Raw genomic sequence first — 18,761 nt, 5'->3', positions numbered from 1 at the left:
CGGACGCAAGATCTGCCGGCCAGTGCTCAGCTCGCGGGCCGGGCCCGGTCGCCTCGGACCAGACTGAGCAGGACGACAAGGGCGAGCACCGCCACCACCGCGCCGAAGATCTCGCCGGCGGGGCGCAGGCCGATGCCCCGGATCAGCAGACCGACCCCGACGGCGGGCACGCCGAGCATGGCGAACAGGATCGCGAAGAAGGTGGACACCGCCTCGGCCCGATGCTGCGGTTCGGTCTTCGTCGTGATGGTCGCGATGCCGTCGCCGACGGCCACCCCGGACGCCACCCCGATGATCGCCGCGCTGGCCAGCAGCGTCGCCAGCAGGGCCATCCACATGCTGAGCGCGAGCAGACCCGCCCCCACGATGAGACCGACGCTGGCGCTGGCCAGCGCGGCGCGCGAGGACAGGACCCGGGTCAGCAGCTGACCGAGCGCGGCCCCGGCGAACGCCACGAACACCACGAGCGCGGCCAGGGTGTGCGAGGTCTCGTGCAGGACCATGCCGAGGAACAGCCCGGTCACCGACGTGAGTACGCCAAGCGCGGCGAAGCCGGCGCCGGCGGTGATCGCCGAGCGGACGAAGGCGCCACGAATGGTCGCCGGGACGTGCAACCGTTGCACCCGCAGCGTCACCGGCGAGCGCTCCCGCACCGTCTCCGGCACCCCGCGCAGGGCGACGATCGCGGCCACGGCCAGGACCAGCACGATCAGCCAGGGCAGCCGGAGCGGGTCGGGTGCCACGTCCGACACGATCCCGGACAGCAGGGTGCCGGTGGCGAGGCCGCCCAGGTTCGCGAAGATCGACACCGTGGCCGCCCGCTTCGGATGCCGCGGGTCGATCAACTCTGCCAGCGCCGCCGTCGCCGCACCGATGATCAGCGCGGCGGAGAAGCCGGCGAGGATCCGACCCACGATGATCATCGCCAGGTCCACGGCGGCCAGGAAGACGGCGTCCGCGGCGACGGAGAGCAGCAGCGCGACGAGGATGACCGGGCGGCGGCCGACCTGGTCGGAGAGCCGGCCGAAGACCAGCAACCCGACGACCACGCCCAGCGCGTACAGCGCGTAGACCACCGTCACCGTCAACGAGGAGAAGCCGAACTCCATCTCGTAGAGCGGGTAGAGCGGGGTCGGCACCGTGGTGCCCACCAGGGTGATCCAGAAGGCGAAGGCGACACGCACCGCGCCGGACGCGGAACCCGACAGTGTCGTTGCGCCATCGGCACCGCTGGCGTTGGACATGCTCGGTCCCTTCGGGCTCGGACGCCCCTGCTGCGGGCAATCGCGGCTCCTGTCCCCCGTGCAGCATGGATCCTGGTGCCGCGCGCGGGTGCGGCAACAGCCCCAAAACCCCTCCTCAGGTGGCACGGTGGCGCGCGCCGCGCCGGCCGGGCCACGGGGGAAGCGGCGCGCACGGTGCCGCTCCCCCCGCGTGCTCCTAGGAGTTGTACGCCTGCGCGGTCACCGTGACCTGGCGGGCCAGGCCCGGCCGCGCGGGCCAGGAGATCCCCACCTGACGGGTCTCCCCCGGCAGCAGCCAGAAGTAGTTGTCGTCGTAGCGGGCCGGGAGAACCCGGTCACCGCGTTTGTCGCGGACGGCCAACCGGACCAGTGCGGCGACCGCCCGGCCCTGGTTGCGGACCGTCGTGGTGACGGTGTTCCGCCCGTCCACGACACGGACAGTGCTCGACGACGTCGACAGTCGGGTGCTCGGCAGGTCGTTGAGCGCCCGCATCTGCTCGGCCTTGTCGTAGCGCCAGTAGGTGTTCTCGGTGAGCAGCCGGTCACGGCTGTCCCGCAGCTCCAGCCGGACCAGGTGCAGCCCGCCCGCGTCCGGCGCGGCGAGCCTGAAGACCGGCGTCGTGGCCGACCGGGCGACGTCCACCCGCTGACGCTGGGGCGAGCCCAGCGAGCGGCCACTCAGGTCGTACCGGCGGGCGGTGACGGTGACGCCGGTGAGCGCCGCGGCCGTGTGGTTGACCACCCGCACCTGCCAGGTGCCCGGGTCAGCCTGCACGTGCAGGGGCTCGCACCCCTTGCGGGCGCCGTAGTAGGCGCCGTTGACGTCGAGGTCGTAGTCGTAGGTCTGCCAGACCGTGCTGTGCCAGGCCGGGTGCGACATCCACAGCAGCAGCCCGGTGGCGTCCTGCCACAGGTTGGCGTTCCACGCCTCGAACATGGCGCGGTGGCTCTCGTAGTTGACGAACTGCGCCCGCGCGGCGAACTCGTCCAGCGAGCCGGACTCACCCAGCCGCGCGTCGATCGCGGCCTGGTACGTCCCGACGCGCTGGTTACCGATCGTCGACCAGTCGTGGTAATTCCAGACCTCGCCGATCGGCCACTGCGGCGCGTCGCCGACGAGGTTGCGCATGCTCTCGACCACCGACACCACCGGCATGCCGATCTCGGTGTGGAAACCGAACGCGCCGGTGTCGTAGGTGTTCCTGTTGTTGTACGTCGCCGGCTCCACCCAGTGGTACGGGCCGTGGCCGCTGACGACGCCGCCGGCGGAGTTGGGGATGTAGAGGATCTCCGGGTGCTCGGTGGCGGCGGCCTGCTTCAGCCCGGCGTCCACGATCGGCGGCGGGTCACCCTCGTTGGCGCCGCACCACACCACGATGCTGGGGTGGTGGCGGAAGCGCCGGATCGTGTCGGCGGCGATGTCCACGTAACCGGGCGGGTTGGGCAGGAACGCGCCGGCCTGCCAGAAGTCGTTCCAGACCAGGATGCCCTGCTCGTCGCAGGCCTGGTACAGCTCCTCCCGGTTGCTGCTGCCCAGCCAGTTGCGGATCATCGTGAAGTTCATGTCGCGGTGCATCTCGACCGTGTCGGCCAGCCGGTCGGGCAGCACCCGGCGCAGCAGTTCGTCCCAGCCCCAGTTGCCGCCCCGCGCGAACACCGGCACACCGTTCACGCTGATCTTGAGCTGGGTGACGGCGTTGCTCACCGACTTCACGTCGGTCCACCGCTGCCCGTCGGTCGAGACCTGGATGACGAAGTCGCGGGCGTACGCCTGCTCCCAGACGATCGTGACCTGGTCGAAGCTGACCGGCTTGCCGAGGTCCACCTGGATCCACTGGTTGTCCTCGAACGTCGAGGACCACCGGGTGCGGGGGTTGCCGTCGACGGCCCGGTCGGGGCCGTTCGAGTCGCTGTCGGACGACGAGGCGGTGGCGCTCGCGTGCAGAGCAAGGTCGACGTCCGGTTCGGCCTGCCGCTGCACCGACAGCGCCCACATGGACACGCCCCACGAGGTCACCCGCGCGCCGGTCTGGATGCGCAGGTGCTGGGCGGTCTGGCTGGCGAACGCCTCGACCTGGGTGGCGCGGCTGCCGAGCGGGGTGTCGTTGCTGACCGACGTCACGTCACTCCACGCGTCGCCGTCGGCGGAGACCTGGACACGGTAGTCCAGCGCGTACGCCTGCTCCCACACGATGGTGACCCGGTCGAAGTCGACGGCCGCCCCGAGGTCGACCTGGATCCACTGGTCGTCCTCGGCCCGCGAGGCCCAGCGGGTCGCCGCGTCGCCGTCCACGGCCCGGTCGGGCCCGTTGGTGTCGCTCTCCGACGACGACGCGGTGGCGTCGCGGCGCAGAGCCAGATCCGGGCCGCTGCCATCGGACACCGACAGCGCGAACATCGAGATGCCCCAACCGGTCGCGCGCTGACCGGCCTGGATGCGCACGTGCCGGGCGTGCTGCCGGGCGAACGTGACAGTCTGGGTGGCCGCGCCGTCGACGAACTCCAGCGCGGGCTTGCCGGGCGGCGAGATCACGATCGGCTGGTGCCAGTCGTAGCCGAACTGGCGGATGCCGAAGCGGAGCCGACGCCGGTCACTGACCGAGCGCTTGACGGTGGCGGTGAGCGTGAGGTCGTACAGGTGGGGCTCGCCGTAGCCGTTGGGCCACCACAGTCGGGGCTTACGCAGGCGCAGCGCGCCGAAGCGCTCCGGTGCGAAGGTGACGGTGGTGCTGCCGCCGGCGGGGACGGTGACGGTGGACTCGACGCGTACCTTCTGGAACTCCGCGCGGACTGTGACGGTGGTGGCGGTGGCCGCCGCGTTGCGGACCGGCACCCGGATGGTGACCTCGGCGGTGTCGGTGGCCGGCAGGTCGGGCAGCGTGGTCTGCACGTGTGGATCGCCGATCACCACGGCACCGGTGCTGCGCAGGCGGACGTGGTCCCACAGGCCGGTGACCCGGTCGCGGACGGCGGGCATCCAGTCCCACCCGGACACCGCCAGGTAGGTGGGCGCGTCGAGGTAGTGGTGGGCCGACTGGAGGAAGGTACGACCGTCGGTGCCCTTGTCGCCGGGGGTGCCCGGGTGCGGCATCGGGGTGACCCGGACGGCGAGGACGTGCTCGCCACGGTGACCGGCCAGCGCGTCGGTGATGTCGAAGGCCGCCCGCGCGAACGGGTGCTTGACGCCGCCGACCCGCACGCCGTTGACCCACGCGGTCGCCTCGTGGTTGATCCCGTCGAACTCCAGCCAGACCCGTCGGCCGGGCGAGGTGTCCAGGTCGCGCGGTAACCGCAGCGCGCGCCGGTACCACCAGGTGTGCCGCGACAGCGCCTCCGGGATGCGCATGTTGTTGAAGCCGGCCACCGGGTCGGGCAGGTGGCCCTGCTCGACCAGGGTGCCCAGCACGGTGCCGGGCACCGTCGCCGGCAGCCAGGACCGCACGTCGACGCCGGGACGGGAGAGTTCGGCGCCGTTGGCGGTGCCCGCGAAGTCGTCAATCGTCAGCGACCAGCCCGATTCCAGGGGCACCGTGCCGTCGGCGGCGACCCGCAGCTCCGGGGTGGGGCCGGTGTTGCCGCCCTCCCAGCTGGTCCAGCCCTCGGCCTTCGGCCGGCCCGCCAGGGGTACGCCGTACACCTGGAAGCCGTTGAGGCCCACCGGGTTGCTGTTCGCGCGCTTGGTGGCCGTCATCCGGATCCATCGCGCGGTGACCGGCTCCGGCAGCGTGATGGCCTGCACGCCGCCCTGGCCCTCGGCGGTCTCGTACACCGACCGCCAGTCGCGGCCGTCGGTGGAGACCTCGATCCGGTACGCCGTCGCCGCGCTGGAGAGGATCTCATCGCCATCGGTGTCGGTGTAGTTACCGTCGAACGGTCCGTCGGTCAGCGTGGCCTCGAAGACCAGGGTGACGGCCTCGATCCGGCACGGGGCCTGTAGGTCCACCGAGATCCACTGCGGATCGCCGGTGGCGGCCCGCCAGCCACTGCCCCGGACGCCGACCTGCGGCAGACCATCCACGGCGAAGGTGCCGGGCGTCGGCGCGTAGTCGGTGGAGGAGACCGCCACCGGGCGGTACCGGGCGAGGTCGGTGGTCGGCGGCGGGGCAGCCGGCGTCGTCGGCGCGGCGGCCGCGACGCCGTCCGGTAGGACGGCGGTCACCCCGACGGAGGCCAGCAGCGTGGCTCCGGCGGAGAGGAAGGTACGCCGCGACAGGGGCGGTTGCTCGGACATCGTGCCTCCAGACATGACAACGTTGTCAGACGAGGAGCTGTGACAACGTTGTCAGATCGTGGCGGCATGTTTCACAACAGTCAAGACCCCAAGTCCATCGTGATCCCACGAACACGTTCCGCATCTGTTCCACTTCGGACATCGACGCGTGGGCGATGACCGCACTCACTCCGGCTGCGCGCTCAACCCGTCCAGTGCGACCGTGAGGACATGATCGCGCTGCTCGGCGCGGGGGAAGTGCCCGGAGGCGATGGCGCTGGCGAGCCGCATCACGTCGTCGATCGTCACGTCGGCGCGCACCTCCCGCGCCCGCTGCGCGCGCTCCAGCAGCGGCCCGCCCGCCGCGTAGAGCGCCCGCCGGCACTCCTGGTACGCGGCGGACTCCCGGTTGAGGCCGGCGGCCAGTGGCCGCTTCGCTCCGATGTACTCCACGAAGCGTCGCAGCCACGCGTCCAGGGCGTCGCGGGGGGCGAGAGACCCGACATCCTCGGCCGCCTCGCACACCGCCTCGACCTCGCTGACGTAGACGTTCTCGATCAGCACCTCGCGCGTCGGGAAGTTGCGGTAGAGCGTCGCGATGCCCACGCCCGCGCGCCGGGCGACCTCCTCAAGGGGAGCGTCCGCGCCCTGCTCAGCAAAGGCGACACGGGCCGCCGCGAGGATCGCGTCGTAGTTGCGCGCCGCATCCGCCCGGTGCGGGCGGGCCACGCGCAGGTGGGTGAGGGTCGTCACGGTGCCAATGTCTCCCAGCGTTAGCAAGCGGAGGTCACCTATCACTATAGTGATAAGTCGCCTCCACTTATCCGGAGGCTGCCTATCAGTCTAGCCCGAAAGAAGGCAGACCATGTCCCCGACTCCCGCCTCCCGCCGCGGGATGGCCCTGTCGCTCATCCTCGGCTCACAGCTGATGATGACGCTTGACACCTCGATCATCACGACCGCGCTGCCGCACGTGCAGCGCCAGTTCGGTTTCACCCAGTCCGGGCTCTCCTGGGTGCAGAACGCCTACGTCCTGGCCTTCGGCGGCCTGCTCCTGCTCGGCGCCCGGGCCGGCGACCTCCTCGGCCGCCGCCGCGTCTTCGTCATGGGGATCGTCCTGTTCACCGCGGCGTCCCTCGCCGCCGGTCTCGCGCAGAACGGCGGCTGGTTGATCACCGCCCGCGTCGCGCAGGGGCTCGCCGCCGCGCTCGCGGTGCCCTCCACGCTCGCTCTGCTGGTCGCCGACCACCCCGAGCCGGGGGTCCGCGCCAAGGTGATCGCCCTCTACAGCGCGGTCATCGGCGCCGGCGGCAGCGTCGGGATCGTGATCGGTGGAGTCTTCACCGACCTGCTGTCCTGGCGCTGGGGAATGCTCGTCAACGTCCCGATCGGCATCGCCATCACGCTGCTCGCCCCGCGGTTCCTGGTCGAGACCGAACGCCGCCGGGGCACCTTCGACCTCGGCGGCGCGCTGACCTCCACCGCCGGCATGACAGCCCTCGTGTACGGCTTCATCCAGGCCGCCGCGGCCGGTTGGAGTGCGCCCACCACCGTGGTCTCGCTGGGCCTCGGCGCCGCCCTCCTGATCGCCTTCGTCCTGATCGAGCACCGGGCGCCGCAACCCATCACCCCGCTGCGGCTCTTCCGCAGCATGGAGCGCTCCGGCGCGTACGCCGGACGGATCCTCATCGTCGGCGCGACCTTCTCCACCTTCTACTTCCTCAGCCAGTATCTCCAGGAGGTGCTGCACCTCAGCGCCCTACAGACCGGCTTCGCGTACGTGCCCATCACCGGCATGTTCTTCGCCATGGTCTACGTCATCCGGCCCCTGCAGAACCGGCTCGGCCGGCCCATCCTGCTGGTGGCGTCCCTCGCCATCGCGCTGGTCGGCATGGCGTGGCTGTCCCGGATCTCTGCCGACTCCAGCTACTTCCCGGACGTACTGCTGCCGCTGCTGGTGATCGGAATCGGCCAGGGCATAGCGATCATCCTGATGACCCAGGGCGGCGTCGCCGGTGTCGAACCAAAGGACGCCGGCGCCGCGTCCGGGCTGGTCAACGTCGCCCACCAACTCGGCGGCTCGCTCGGCATCGCGATCCTGACCATCGCGTACACCCGTGCCAGTGCGACGGCCGACCCGACCGCCGGCTTCCACGCGGCCTTCACCGGCGCGGACGTCTTCTTCCTGATCGCACTGTTCCTGGCGGTCGTCGTGGCCATCGCGGGCCGTCGCGCCAGGCAGCTCGCCGCTCTCCCCGCCGGCTGAGCGGGCGGACTGTCGGGCGGTCAGCCCGACAGTCCGCCCGTTCGCCCGGGACCCCGAGGGTGGTACTCGGGTCGGAGCTTCGCGCTGGCGAACGCCCCCTTCACCGCCGCCGAGAGCGCCGTCATGTCGTACGCGCCGTGGTGCCGCCTGCCGTTGATGAAGAACGTCGGGGTGCCGGTGACGCCGCTGAGGTCGGCGGAGTCCACGTCCTCGGCGACCCGGTCGACGCCCATCCGCTTCACCATGTGCTCCCGGAACTCATCGAGGTCCAGGCCCAGCTGCTCGGCGTAGCCGAGCACCTCGGTGGGGTCGAGGGCGTCCTGGTGGGCGAGCAGCAGGTCGTGCATCTCCCAGAACGCGCCCTGCGCCCCCGCCGCCTCGGCGGCCTCGGCGGCGAGTTGGGCATGAGAGTGGACGTCGGTGAGCGGCAGGTGCCGCCAGACGTACCGGACGTTGGCGAAGTCGGCGAGCAGTTCCCGGACCACCGGCTCGGCCTGCCCACAGTAGGGACACTCGAAGTCGCCGTACTCCACGACCGTCACCGGCGCCTCGACCGGCCCGCGCATGTGGTCGCGCCGCTCGTCGACCGGCAACATCAGGTCGACGATCCCCTCGGTGACGCCCAGCAACGCCCGGGTACGCCGTGCCGGCGACATCCGCCCGGCCGCGCGGAACACCAGCCAGGTGACGAGGGACGCGCCGAGTGTCGCGACGAGGATGCCGAGTTTCGCCTCGTCCAGGGCGGGACCGCTGAGGGCGTGGGTGGCGATCAGGAGGGCGACGGTGAACCCGATGCCGGAGACCGCGCCGACCCCCGCGACGGCGAGCCAGCCCACCGGCGGCCGGAACCTGTTGCCGCTCAGCCGGGCCACCAGCCACGAGGTGGTCACGATCCCCACCGGCTTGCCGACGACGTACGCGACCACGACGCCGAGCGTGACCGGGGAGGTCACGGCCCGGGCCAGCAGCTCACCGTCGACGACGATGCCGGCGTTCGCCAGTGCGAAGAGCGGCACGACCACGTAGCTCGCCCACGGGTGGTAGATAGCCTGCAGCCGGTCGTTCGGCGACACCGCCGAGGTGAGCCCGGCCCGGGCCATCCGGGCGAGCTGCGGGGTGGGTTGTTCCCGGAAGAGGCGGAACTGGTCGCTCGCCCGCCGCAGGTCGCCGCGACCGGGGGCGTAGGCGTAGGCCAGCAGCCCCATCACCAGACCCACCGCGACCGGGTCGACACCGGATTTCGAGACGGCGACCCAGGCCGCCACGCCCAGCAGCGCGTAGACCGGCCCGAATCGCACACCGCAGCCCCGCACCAGCAGGACGAGGGCGAAGATGCCCACCGCGACGAGCAGCGCCATCGGCGAAGGATGCTTCGGGTAGGCGATCGCCAACACCGCGATCGCCAGCACGTCGTCCACGACGGAGACGGTCAGCAGGAAACCCCGCAGCCGATCGGAGAAGCGCGGCCCGAAGACGGCCAGCGCACCGAGCGCCAGCGCCGTGTCCGTGGCCATCACCGCCCCCCAGCCCGCGGCGGTGCCACGCCCGGCGTTGATCGCGAGGTAGATCCCGATCGGCAGGAGCATGCCGCCGAAGCCGGCCAGCATCGGCAACGCCAGTCGACGCCGCTCCCGCAGCTCGCCGATGTCGAACTCGCGGCGCAACTCCAGCCCGGCCACCAGGAAGAAGAAGGTCATGAGGCCGCTGTTGACCCAGGTTCGCAGGTCGTACGACACCAGCCAGCCACCAAGCTGGACCGAGAACGACGTGCTCCAGACCGACTCGTACGACCGGACGTGCAGGTTCGCCCACGCGAGAGCCACCACCGCGGCGACGAGCACCACGCGGGCGCCGCCGGTCTCGGTACGCAGAAACGCGCGCAGCGGAGCGTTGAACCGCCCCTCCCAGGCGGTCCGGCTGCTCCACCCCCGCAGTGGGTTGCTGCTCGTCACGGGACAATCCTCGTCGAGCCGATCGGCACGTGGTTCGGTTTCGCGTACGCCGTGCCCACCGGGTCGATCTTGCACTTCCTGTCGCCGAGATGCGGGATTCTGCGGCATTGTCGCGACAGTAAGTGCGAGATCGCGCGGAGGGGTGCGGTCAGCCTTGGGGTACGCACGCAGCGCCACTGGTTGGTAGCGTGCCGGTGATGTCGCCGGTTCCTGGGGAGGGTCGACATGTGGGCGGACGACGCGGCGCTCGACGCGGCCGAAGGCCGACTTGACGAGTGGGAATCATCGCTGGCCGCGCGGGCGGCACGCGCCAGGACCCTGTCGGCGACGATGCGGGATCTGACCGGCACCGCCCGCAACGCCACTCGGACTGTCCACGTCACCGTCGACTCCACTGGCCTGCTCATCGACCTGCGCCTCGACGAGCTCATCCGGCAACAACCCGCGGCGCACACCGCGCGGCAGATCGTGGAGACCACCACCGCCGCACGCGCCGACCTGCTCCGACAGGTCAGCGACGCAGCCACGGAGTCATTCGGCGACAACGCGAGCGCCCAGGCGATCATCGACTCGTACCGCGGCCGGCTTCTCCCCGACCAGAGATCAGACGATGCCCGCCGGTGACGGCATCGAGGTCGACCCGGACGACCTCACCGCCCACGCCGCACGTCTCGATCGCAGTGCCAGCAGCCTCGACACCGCCCAGCAGGCAGGCCAGCACGTCCGGTTGGGCGTCGACGCCTACGGGCAACTCGCCGCGATGATGCCGGCGCTGCTCGACGGCCTACAGCGAACCCTTGTCGACGGCATCGGCTCCGCCGCCGGGTCCGTGCGGGACACCGCCGGGAGGCTGCGGACCAGCGCTGACCGCTACCGACACTCGGACGCCCACGCCAGGCAACTGCTCGACGGGGTGCGGCAGCAGCGGCTCGATGAGGCGCGACAGCGCTGGTGACGTCCAATCCACTCGTCGCCGCCGCCGCGGACACCCCTCCCAACGCCTGGGCGGGTCTGTGGATCTGCGAGGACATCGAACTCATCGCGCAGGGCGTCCGCAACGGCAGTTGGATCGACGGCAGCCTCGGCGTCGTGAGCGCTGGCCTGGACGCTCTCGCCTTCGTCTCCGACCCGGCCGGCGCCCTGCTCCAGTACGGAATCGCCTGGCTCATCGAACACGTCAAGCCGCTCAGCGAGGCACTGGACTGGCTCGCCGGCGACCCCGCGCAGATCACCGCACACGCCCAGACCTGGCGCAACGTCGCCGCGTCCCTCCGCGACGACGCCGCCGAACTGGCCCGCGCCGTCCGCACCGACGTCGCAGGCTGGGGCGGCAGCGCCGGCCCCGCCTACCGCGCCTGGGCCGCCGAACAACAACAGGCCATCACCGGCCTCGCCCAGGGCGCCGACACCCTGGCCGCGATCACCGAAGGCGCCGCCGGCCTGGTGGCCGCCGTCCGGCTCCTGGTCCGCGACGCCATCGCCACCTGCGTGTCCCGCCTCATCGTGTACGCGGGCGAACTCCTGATCACCGGCGGGCTGGCCACGCCGCTGGTCGTGGAGCAGGTCTCGACGCTTGTCGCGTCGTGGGGTGCGCGGATCGCGCGGCTGCTGCGCGGGTTGCTGGCCAGCCTGCGGCGGCTCATTCCGGAGATGCGTCGGCTCGGCGACCTCATCGAGAAACTCAAGCAGGCGTTGGGGCGACTCCAGCAACAGCCACCCAGCCCGCAGAGACCCGACGGTCCCGGGCAGACGAAGATTCCGGATGATTCCAGGCGACCGGACTTCACTAAGGCCGAGATCGACTCTAGGAAAATCACCGGCTACGCCATGAACCCAGACCACCCTGTCGGCAAAAACAAGTACCGCGTCATCAATTCCGTCACGGGCCTCGGCCCAGACGACGCGGACGTAGTCATGCAGCAGATCCGCGAAGGCGTACTCGCCGGCAAGCCTTTGCTGGGCAACGCGGACGAATTCGGCCAGCGGTGGTCCGTGGACCTTCCCCTGACCGGGCCCGGTGGCACGATCACCGTCCGCACAGCCTGGATACTGGAGAACGGGGCATCTGCTCCTCGAATGGTCACCATCTCGTTCCCGCCCAAGGAAGGATGACCTGTTGGAGCTGTACGACGTGGTTGAACTCCGAGAAGCCATGCCGGCAGAGCAACTGCCTGCCGGGGCGGTGGGGACGGTCGTTCATATCTTCAGTAGCCCCTCGACTGCGTACGAAGTCGAATTCGCTGACGCCGATGGCCGTACCGTCGCCATGGTCACACTCCGGGCCGACCAGGTAATTCACCACGACAGGTAGTCATTCGCCGCGCGGTTCCACCACCGCCGGAGCCGAAGAGTGAAAGCTTACGATGCGTTCATGAGCACAGAGGCGGTTGGCAGGTACATGCCCCGGTCGTGACGCTCGACGACCTGACGGCGATGACGGCCGCAGACGAGAACCACCGGTACGAAATCAGCCCCGAGGGAGTCGTCTCGATCATGCCGCCGCCGGGCTACAACCACGCGATCATCGCGCCCCGGCTCATGGTGTGGCTCGCCCACGGCGGCATCCCGGCGGAACACATCGCCCAAGCGGTCGGGCTACGCATACCGGGCCGTGACGGCGGTGCCGGTGGACGGATCCCGGACCTGGTCGTCTGGAGCAAGGCTCAGGCAGATGGCGTGTGGCTACCGGTCGCCGATGTGCTCCTCGTGATCGAGATCGTCTCGCCCGGCTCGGAGGGTGTCGACACAGTGACCAAGCGCAGCGAGTACGCCGCCGCCAGCATCCCCCAGTACTGGGTGGTCGATCAGGACTCGGCGCAGACCGTCACCATGCACCGCCTGAGTGGCGATCAGTACGTCACCCAGGCGACCATGCCGCTCGCCTGGGTCCTCAACACGCGGCCGGACGAGCACGACCTCGGTTGAGGCGGCCCAGACCTCGCCTGTTCTGCCGCGACCGATCCAGCTCACACCCAGTAACGGCGCGGGTGGGAGTCCTCGTCAACCCGGGGTGAGGCGGCCGTTCTGGTCGACGCGGAGGCGACCGCTGGTCACGGCGACGTGCAACCCGTACCGGAGGAGTTTGTCGATCTTTTCGGTGCGTCGGCGGTAACCGAGCCGTTCCAGGCCGGCGCGCAGCAGCCGCTCCTCGTCCATGGCCGGTACGCCCTCCAGCGCGTGCACGAGAGCGTTTGCCACCTCCTCGGGCGGCACCTCCTCGAACGCCCGGTCGTTGCTCGCCTGAGTGACCCGGTACGCGCGGTACGTCTGCGGGTCGGTGTCCTCGGGCCAGGCGTACCGGCTCACTGTCGGATGCGTGTGCAGCCGCCGGGAGTCGACGAGCGCGAGTGCGGCGACACGCCGGTCCTCCCGGGTGCGCAGGAAGCCGAACCGCGCGAGGGCGAGGCGTGCGAGCCGGTGCTGCTCGATGGGCCCCTCCGCCTCGATGATCTCGTGGAGCGCGGTCCGCATCAGCTCACGTACCCGCTGGTCGGTGGCCAGGAGGTCAAGGTCGGCCTGGTCTCCGAGCGAGGTCGGCAGGTACGGAACGAATGGGTTTGCGGTGATGGTGTCGGCGGCCGACGCCGCCGTGACCGGGCCCGCGCTGGTCGCGGCGGCGAGCGTGGTGACGGGTGGCGCGGACGCGCCGGGGAGGGGTTCCTCGTCCGCCGCGAGGCGCGGCTGCGGCAACTCGGCGGCCAGTGCCGAGAGTGGCTGTTCCGCGTCCGTGGCGGGGCGCGGCCGTGGCAGGTCGATGTCCTCCGCGACCGCCGACGAGCCGAGGTCCGGCTCGACGGTCGCGAGGGCCTCGGCCCGGGTGAGCGCATCGTCGACCCGGTCGAGCAGGGCCGACCGGTCGCGGATCCACGCCGGCAACCAGAACCGCACGACCTCCGGCCACCCCATGATCGAGCGGAGGAGCGCGGGCGCCGAGTCCCGGTCGGCCACGGTGGGGCGCGCGCTCCAGCCCGGGCCGTCGAGCATGACGGCCACCTGCCACAGTGGTGCGCCCGGTCTGCGTACGGCGATGTCCACAGTGAAGTCGGAGAGGCCGTGCGAGGTGCGGACCTCGTGGCCGCGCTCGCGCAGGGCCGCGGCCACCTCCTCGCGGATCCGACTGCGCCGCTCGGTGCGGTCGGTGGCGAGGTCGCCCAGGCGCTCGGCGCCGGCGGCGGCCATCTCGCAGTACGCCCGCAGGTGCTGGGTGCCCAGCGCGGACGTGCGGGACAGGTCGATGTCGGACGGGTCGAAGGACGAGTAGAGGACGACCTGACGGCGGGCACGGGTGATGGCCACGTTGAGCCGCCGCTCGCCGCCGGCCTGGCTGAGCGGGCCGAAGTTCAGCGGAAGCTGGCCGGTCTCCGGGTTGGTGGAGAAGGCCAGCGAGAACAGGACGACGTCCCGCTCGTCGCCCTGCACGTTCTCCAGGTTCTTCACAAAGATCGGCTCTGGCACCGCACCGGAGAGGTGCTCGCGGATGATCGGGTCGGTGCTCTCCTCCAGCAGGTTGAGGATGAGGTCCCGCTGCTGGATGTTGAAGGTGACGACGCCAACGGACTGGGTGGCGGTGGCCGGGGTGTGCAGCCGCCGGGTGATGTCCGCGAGGATCGCCCGCGCCTCGACCTCGTTGGTGCGGGACCCGCCCCTGTCGTACTGGCCGTCGACGCGTCGCCACGTGACGCCGGCGGAGCTGGTGGCGCCGGGCGACGGGAGGCTGGAGAGCTTGTTGTCGTAGTAGTAGCGGTTGGAGAAGGCGATGAGTGACTCGTCGTGGCTGCGGTAGTGCCAGGACAGCCACCGTTGCGGCAGCCCCGACTCGACGGCCTCGCTGAGAATGCTCTCCAGATCCTCCAGCACCGGGCCGTCGCCCTCGTCGACCTCGTCGACGGTGTGGCTGGCCTGCATGATGCTGCTCGGCGGCATCTGCCGGGAGTCACCGACCACCACCACGGCGCTGCCCCGACCCATCGCGCCGATCGCCTCGGCCACCCGGATCTGCGACGCCTCGTCGAAGATGACCAGGTCGAAGCGCTGACTGCCCGGCGCCAGGAAGTTCGCCGCCGACGCGGGGCTGACCAGCACACACGGGGTCAGCGCCAGCACCGCGTCCGGGTACTGCGCGAACAGCTCCCGGAAGGACCGTCCGCCCCGCTTGCGGCGCAGCTCCGCCGCGAAGTCCGCGAAGCGGCCCCGCCGGTCGGTCGGGCTGAAGGGGCGGCGGCGCACCAACACCGACGGTAGCTGTGCCGGCAGCGCGGCCCGCAGCTCACCGGCCGCCGCCTCGAACTGGCTGATCTCGTCGTCGTGCAACTCCGGGTCGAAGTACTGTAGGCCGCCGGCCCGTACCCGTTCGGCGAGGGACGCCGTGGCGACGCCCCGCCGGTAGACCTCCTCGGCGAGGTGACCGGGCACCTCGACGCGCAGCAACTGGTCCCGAAAGTCGGTGAGACCGGCGGAGGCGAGCACGTCGGCGTGCGCCAGAACTGTCGCCCAGCGGCGCAGCGGAAACAACTCCTCGCCGCGCAACTCGTGCAGCCAGGTCACGCCGTCGCGCTGCCAGGCGTCGGTCCAGTGCGAACCGGCGGTCCACAGGGCCAGCTCGGCCGCACCGGAGCGCAGCACCCCGCGCCAGGCCCGCCACCGCGCGGCGAACCGGTCGAGCAACCCCGCGTCGACGTCGGTGAACCTGCCGTGGAACAGCTCCCAGGCCCGCGGGTGCCGGGCCAGGAGCGTCCGGCCGACCCGGGTCGCCTCGACCGCCTCGGTCAACCGCTCCGGTGCGTGGGGGTCGGTGGGCTGCCACCGCGACAGCAGCAGCCCGCCGACAGCGACAACCTGCTGGTGGAGGGCAGCCGCCTGCGCCTGGGCCGCGACAAGCCGACCGAGGGTCACCTCCACCCGCTCGGCGTCGAGCGTCGCACCGGCAACCAGGTGTACGGCCAGCCGGTCCACGATGGCCTGCCACCGCTTGCGTTTGCCGAACAGCCTCCTGGCCACCTCCTGCGCCTCGGCGTGCCAGGCGGCCAACTCCGCACGGGCGAACACGTCCGGCCGGAAGGTGCCCAGCTCATCGGCGAAACCCTGCCGGAACGCCACCAGGTCCGCCTGGAGCCGGGCCACCGCCTCATCCCACCGCCGGTCGCTGGCGCGCAGGGTGGTCTGCCGGTCCGGCAGCAGTCCGCGTACGGCGAGCCAGGCGCCCGCCTGTAGCTCACTCACCGTCTCCGGGGCGGGCAGCGTCCGCAGCAGCTCGACAAGCTGCGGGTGGGCGGCGAGATCGGCGCGGAGGCGTTCGAGCTCGGCGGCGATCTCGGTGACCGCCGCACCGTGCAGCCCGTCGAGGGTACGGCAGCCGCTGAGCGCCCACGGGTGCGCGGCCCGGAGTCGAGCCGACCGTCCGGCCGCCGGGAACTCCCGCAGGGTCGTCTCCACCTGCGCGCGTGCCGGGGCTGGTGCGTGCAGGTAGCTCACCGGGATCGGGGCGACCGGGCCGTCGGCGTACGCCAGGGTCTGCTCGTAGGCCGACCAGAGCGACATCCCGACGGGGTTTGTGGTGTGCACCTGGGCCGGGTACTCGGTCAGCGGGGCGAGCCGCGTCCGGTAGGCCGTCTCGACGGCCGTCCACGTGCCGTCGCCGCCGTGGTCGTGCTGGTCGAGCGCGTCGCGCAACTGCTGGCGGATCGCGTTGAGGGACTGCTTGCGCCCGTGCAGGTCGAGCGCGAACGGACCGAGGCCGATCTGCCGGAGGCGGCGCTTCACCACCTCCAGGGCGGCCTGCTTCTCGGCGACGAACAACACCGACCGACCCGCGCCGACCGCCCGGGCGATCATGTTGGTGATGGTCTGGGACTTGCCGGTGCCCGGCGGGCCTTCCAGGACGAAGGAGTGGCCCCGCTCGGCGCGCACGATGGCCTGCATCTGCGACCCGTCGGCGGGGATGGGCAGGTGCAGGTCTGCCTCGTCGACAGCGATCTCGACGTCGTGCTCCGGCCGGGCGGGATCGTCGAACGTGGCGCCGGAGGACTCCACCAGGTGCCGGACGACCGGGTTCTCCATGAACCGGGGCCAGTGGTCGGTGAGGTCCCGCCACATCTGGAAGGTGGAGAACTGCAACAGCCGAAGGCTTGCGGTCTCGTCGATGCGGTAGTTGAGCCGGTTGTCGAGCAGCCCGGTGTTGATCGCCGCCAGGGTCTTGGCGATGTCGATGCCGTGCTCGTCGCGGACCGGCCGCTCCAGCTCCGGGATCCGCACGCTGTGCTTGACCCGCAACCACTCGACCAGGCAGTGGTTCGGGCTGGCGATCTCGGTGCCGTCGATGACCATCGCGTACGGGCGACGACCGGTGCCGCCCTCGATACGCACCGGCAGGAGGAACAGTGGCGCGAACGCCTCTCCCCCGGTCGCCTTCGGGTGGACCAGGGTACCGATGGTCAGGTAGAGGTAGTTGCTGCCGGTCTCCTGCTCCATCGTGCGCGCCTCGCGCTGGAGCGCGCGCATCGCGGTCTTGTAGCGGGCGTCGGTGACAGCGCCGTAGACCCGCCGGTCGGTGCGCAGCTCCCGGGTCAGGATCTCGGCGTCGAGGTCCTGCGCCCGACGCGCCCCGGCCAGCTCGTGCACGTGACTGATGTCGTCCTGCGGGATCACCTGCACCTGACGGCCATCGTGGATCAGGTCGTCGAGCAGGGCCAACGCACCGGCGGGCACGTGCAGATCCAGCCCACGGCCCCGCTTGGGCAGGTTGAGCAGCGGGTTGCGCAGGCTCAGGTCGAGCAGCGACTTCTTCCACTGCTGGACGCGCGCCGGCGACCCGTCGGACCGCTGCGGCACCTCCTCGCCCTCGTCGGTGAGCTGACGCAGCTTCGCGGCGGCGACGCCGGGCGGCAGGTCGAGGGACGCTGTTGTCTGTGGCGTCGCCTCGGCGGTCGTTTCCTTGAGCAGCGGTGTGGCGATCAATTCGTCGGCTGACGGCAGCGGGCGAATCCCCGAGCGGTGGGCCAGGTGCACGTCGACGACGCCCTGCATGCGGTCGCCGTCGCCGCGGAAGTGGCCGAGCCCGACGCGTACCGCCTCGGTGAAGGTCGCCGACTGCGCGCCCGGCCCGATGCGGGTCAGCTCGACCGGCACGGCCCGGCCGGAGTCCACCATGGAGATCAGCAGGTTGGTCTCGGTCACCGCGGCCGAGCCCAGCCGTTCCTCCTCCAGCAGGAAGCCGCCGAAGGCATGCCCCGCGCTGACGAAGATGAGCGGGTGCAGCCCCGCCGCCTCCAGACACGCGGCGTACGTGACGGACAGGTCGAGGCAGTTGCCGAGCCGCCCATCCAGCACCGCCGCTGTCGTGCGTACCTTCTGGCCGGTGTGCTCGAAGGACGCCGGCAGGGTCTGGTAGGTGATCTCACGTTGGCGCAGCGCCTCGTAGACGGCGCCGGCGATCAGCGCCGCCCGTTCCGAACCCTCCTGGTAGCCCTGCAACGAGCCGGAGCCGGTCTTTTCGAGCAGGAGCTGGGCGGCCGACCGCAGGACCGCCTCCACGGCCCGGGTGTTCGGCTGCACGAAGGCCGCCAGGCTGTCGTACAGGGCCGGGCTGTTGAACCACTCGTTGTGCGCCAACACCCGCGACGGGGCAACCAGCCGCAGTGTCTGCTCCTGGGCCTGCACCCAGAGGGTGTAGTCGACCGGGAACGCCTCGTCGGTGCGGTACAGCAGAACCCGGTCGGGGGTGAAGTCGCGGAAGTCGTCCCAGCTCGTGCTCGCCCCGGGCCGCAACGGCGCGGCGAGGGTACGCGTCCACGGCTCGGTCAGCACCCCGTCCGGGCCGCGCAGTTCCAGCGTCAGTGTGACGTCGGTCAGCGGCACCGCGCCTCGGTTGACGAGCGTGAGGTGACGCACCAGCGGCACCCGGTTGTGCACCAGGGCCGCGTTGATCGCCGGCTGCACGAGCAACCCGACCTTGAGCTGGTCGTCATCGGCGGTGAACTGCGCGAAGACGCTGTCGGACATGGGCGTTTCTCCAGGTGGGGAGACCGTGGAGAGCCAGCCTAGCGGTCGACCGACCGGTGGAGAGCGCCCCGCCCGTCCGGGGCCGCCCGCCG

Annotated in this window: 10 protein-coding genes and 1 pseudogene; 6 read left to right on the top strand and 5 right to left on the bottom strand. The window is 71.2% G+C overall.

All coding sequences use genetic code 11. From position 1 onward, the window contains the following. Positions 1-26 precede the first annotated feature (26 nt). The 3 genes from AB0A95_RS29855 to AB0A95_RS29845 form a co-directional block, all read right to left on the bottom strand. Positions 27-1,244, bottom strand: coding sequence for an MFS transporter (locus tag AB0A95_RS29855; protein ID WP_357559060.1), 1,218 nt, complete (start codon positions 1,242-1,244; stop codon positions 27-29). Positions 1,245-1,440: 196 nt separating this feature from the next. Then, positions 1,441-5,475, bottom strand: coding sequence for a discoidin domain-containing protein (locus tag AB0A95_RS29850; RefSeq protein WP_357559059.1), 4,035 nt, complete (start codon positions 5,473-5,475; stop codon positions 1,441-1,443). A gap of 165 nt (positions 5,476-5,640) precedes the next feature. Beyond that, positions 5,641-6,207, bottom strand: a complete 567-nt coding sequence (locus AB0A95_RS29845) for a helix-turn-helix domain-containing protein (RefSeq protein ID WP_357559058.1) — start codon at positions 6,205-6,207, stop codon at positions 5,641-5,643. A gap of 112 nt (positions 6,208-6,319) precedes the next feature. Here AB0A95_RS29845 and AB0A95_RS29840 point away from each other — a divergent pair, with 112 nt between their 5' ends. Continuing rightward, positions 6,320-7,720: an MFS transporter gene (locus AB0A95_RS29840; RefSeq protein ID WP_357559057.1), complete on the top strand. Its 1,401-nt coding sequence runs from the start codon at positions 6,320-6,322 to the stop codon at positions 7,718-7,720. Positions 7,721-7,785: 65 nt separating this feature from the next. Here AB0A95_RS29840 and AB0A95_RS29835 read toward each other — a convergent pair. After that, positions 7,786-9,672: pseudogene (locus tag AB0A95_RS29835) on the bottom strand (Na+/H+ antiporter NhaA); the annotation flags it as partial. A 225-nt stretch (positions 9,673-9,897) separates the two neighbouring features. On the opposite strand from AB0A95_RS29835, the gene AB0A95_RS29830 reads away from it, so the two are divergent. The 5 genes from AB0A95_RS29830 (at position 9,898) to AB0A95_RS29810 (ending at position 12,597) form a co-directional block, all read left to right on the top strand. Beyond that, positions 9,898-10,296, top strand: coding sequence for a YbaB/EbfC family DNA-binding protein (locus AB0A95_RS29830; protein ID WP_357559056.1), 399 nt, complete (start codon positions 9,898-9,900; stop codon positions 10,294-10,296). After that, complete coding sequence (locus tag AB0A95_RS29825) at positions 10,283-10,627, top strand: type VII secretion target (RefSeq protein ID WP_357559055.1); 345 nt, start codon at positions 10,283-10,285, stop codon at positions 10,625-10,627. Before AB0A95_RS29830 ends, AB0A95_RS29825 begins: the two co-directional genes overlap by 14 nt. Next, positions 10,624-11,784 carry a WXG100 family type VII secretion target gene (locus AB0A95_RS29820; protein ID WP_357559054.1) on the top strand — a complete coding sequence of 387 codons (1,161 nt, stop codon included), beginning with the start codon at positions 10,624-10,626 and terminating at the stop codon, positions 11,782-11,784. Before AB0A95_RS29825 ends, AB0A95_RS29820 begins: the two co-directional genes overlap by 4 nt. Positions 11,785-11,788: 4 nt before the next feature. After that, positions 11,789-11,983 carry a DUF4926 domain-containing protein gene (locus tag AB0A95_RS29815; protein WP_357559053.1) on the top strand — a complete coding sequence of 65 codons (195 nt, stop codon included), beginning with the start codon at positions 11,789-11,791 and terminating at the stop codon, positions 11,981-11,983. Positions 11,984-12,081: 98 nt separating this feature from the next. After that, positions 12,082-12,597: a Uma2 family endonuclease gene (locus AB0A95_RS29810; RefSeq protein ID WP_357559052.1), complete on the top strand. Its 516-nt coding sequence runs from the start codon at positions 12,082-12,084 to the stop codon at positions 12,595-12,597. 75 nt (positions 12,598-12,672) lie between these two features. Here AB0A95_RS29810 and AB0A95_RS29805 read toward each other — a convergent pair whose 3' ends face one another. Continuing rightward, the gene (locus AB0A95_RS29805) at positions 12,673-18,669 is read right to left on the bottom strand and encodes a DUF4011 domain-containing protein (RefSeq protein WP_357559051.1); all 5,997 of its coding nucleotides are present in this window, start codon (positions 18,667-18,669) and stop codon (positions 12,673-12,675) included. Positions 18,670-18,761: the final 92 nt, after the last annotated feature.

The sequence above is a fragment of the Micromonospora sp. NPDC049230 genome, assembly GCF_040647875.1.
Taxonomy (GTDB): domain Bacteria; phylum Actinomycetota; class Actinomycetes; order Mycobacteriales; family Micromonosporaceae; genus Micromonospora.
This window is presented reverse-complemented; position numbering and strand designations above follow the sequence as displayed.

Coding starts and splice junctions, on each gene's coding strand:
- AB0A95_RS29855 (WP_357559060.1), bottom strand. CDS start 1,244: ATGTCCAACGCCAGCGGTGCCGATGGCGCAACGACACTGTCGGGTTCC.
- AB0A95_RS29850 (WP_357559059.1), bottom strand. CDS start 5,475: ATGTCCGAGCAACCGCCCCTGTCGCGGCGTACCTTCCTCTCCGCCGGA.
- AB0A95_RS29840 (WP_357559057.1), top strand. CDS start 6,320: ATGTCCCCGACTCCCGCCTCCCGCCGCGGGATGGCCCTGTCGCTCATC.
- AB0A95_RS29830 (WP_357559056.1), top strand. CDS start 9,898: ATGTGGGCGGACGACGCGGCGCTCGACGCGGCCGAAGGCCGACTTGAC.
- AB0A95_RS29825 (WP_357559055.1), top strand. CDS start 10,283: ATGCCCGCCGGTGACGGCATCGAGGTCGACCCGGACGACCTCACCGCC.
- AB0A95_RS29805 (WP_357559051.1), bottom strand. CDS start 18,669: ATGTCCGACAGCGTCTTCGCGCAGTTCACCGCCGATGACGACCAGCTC.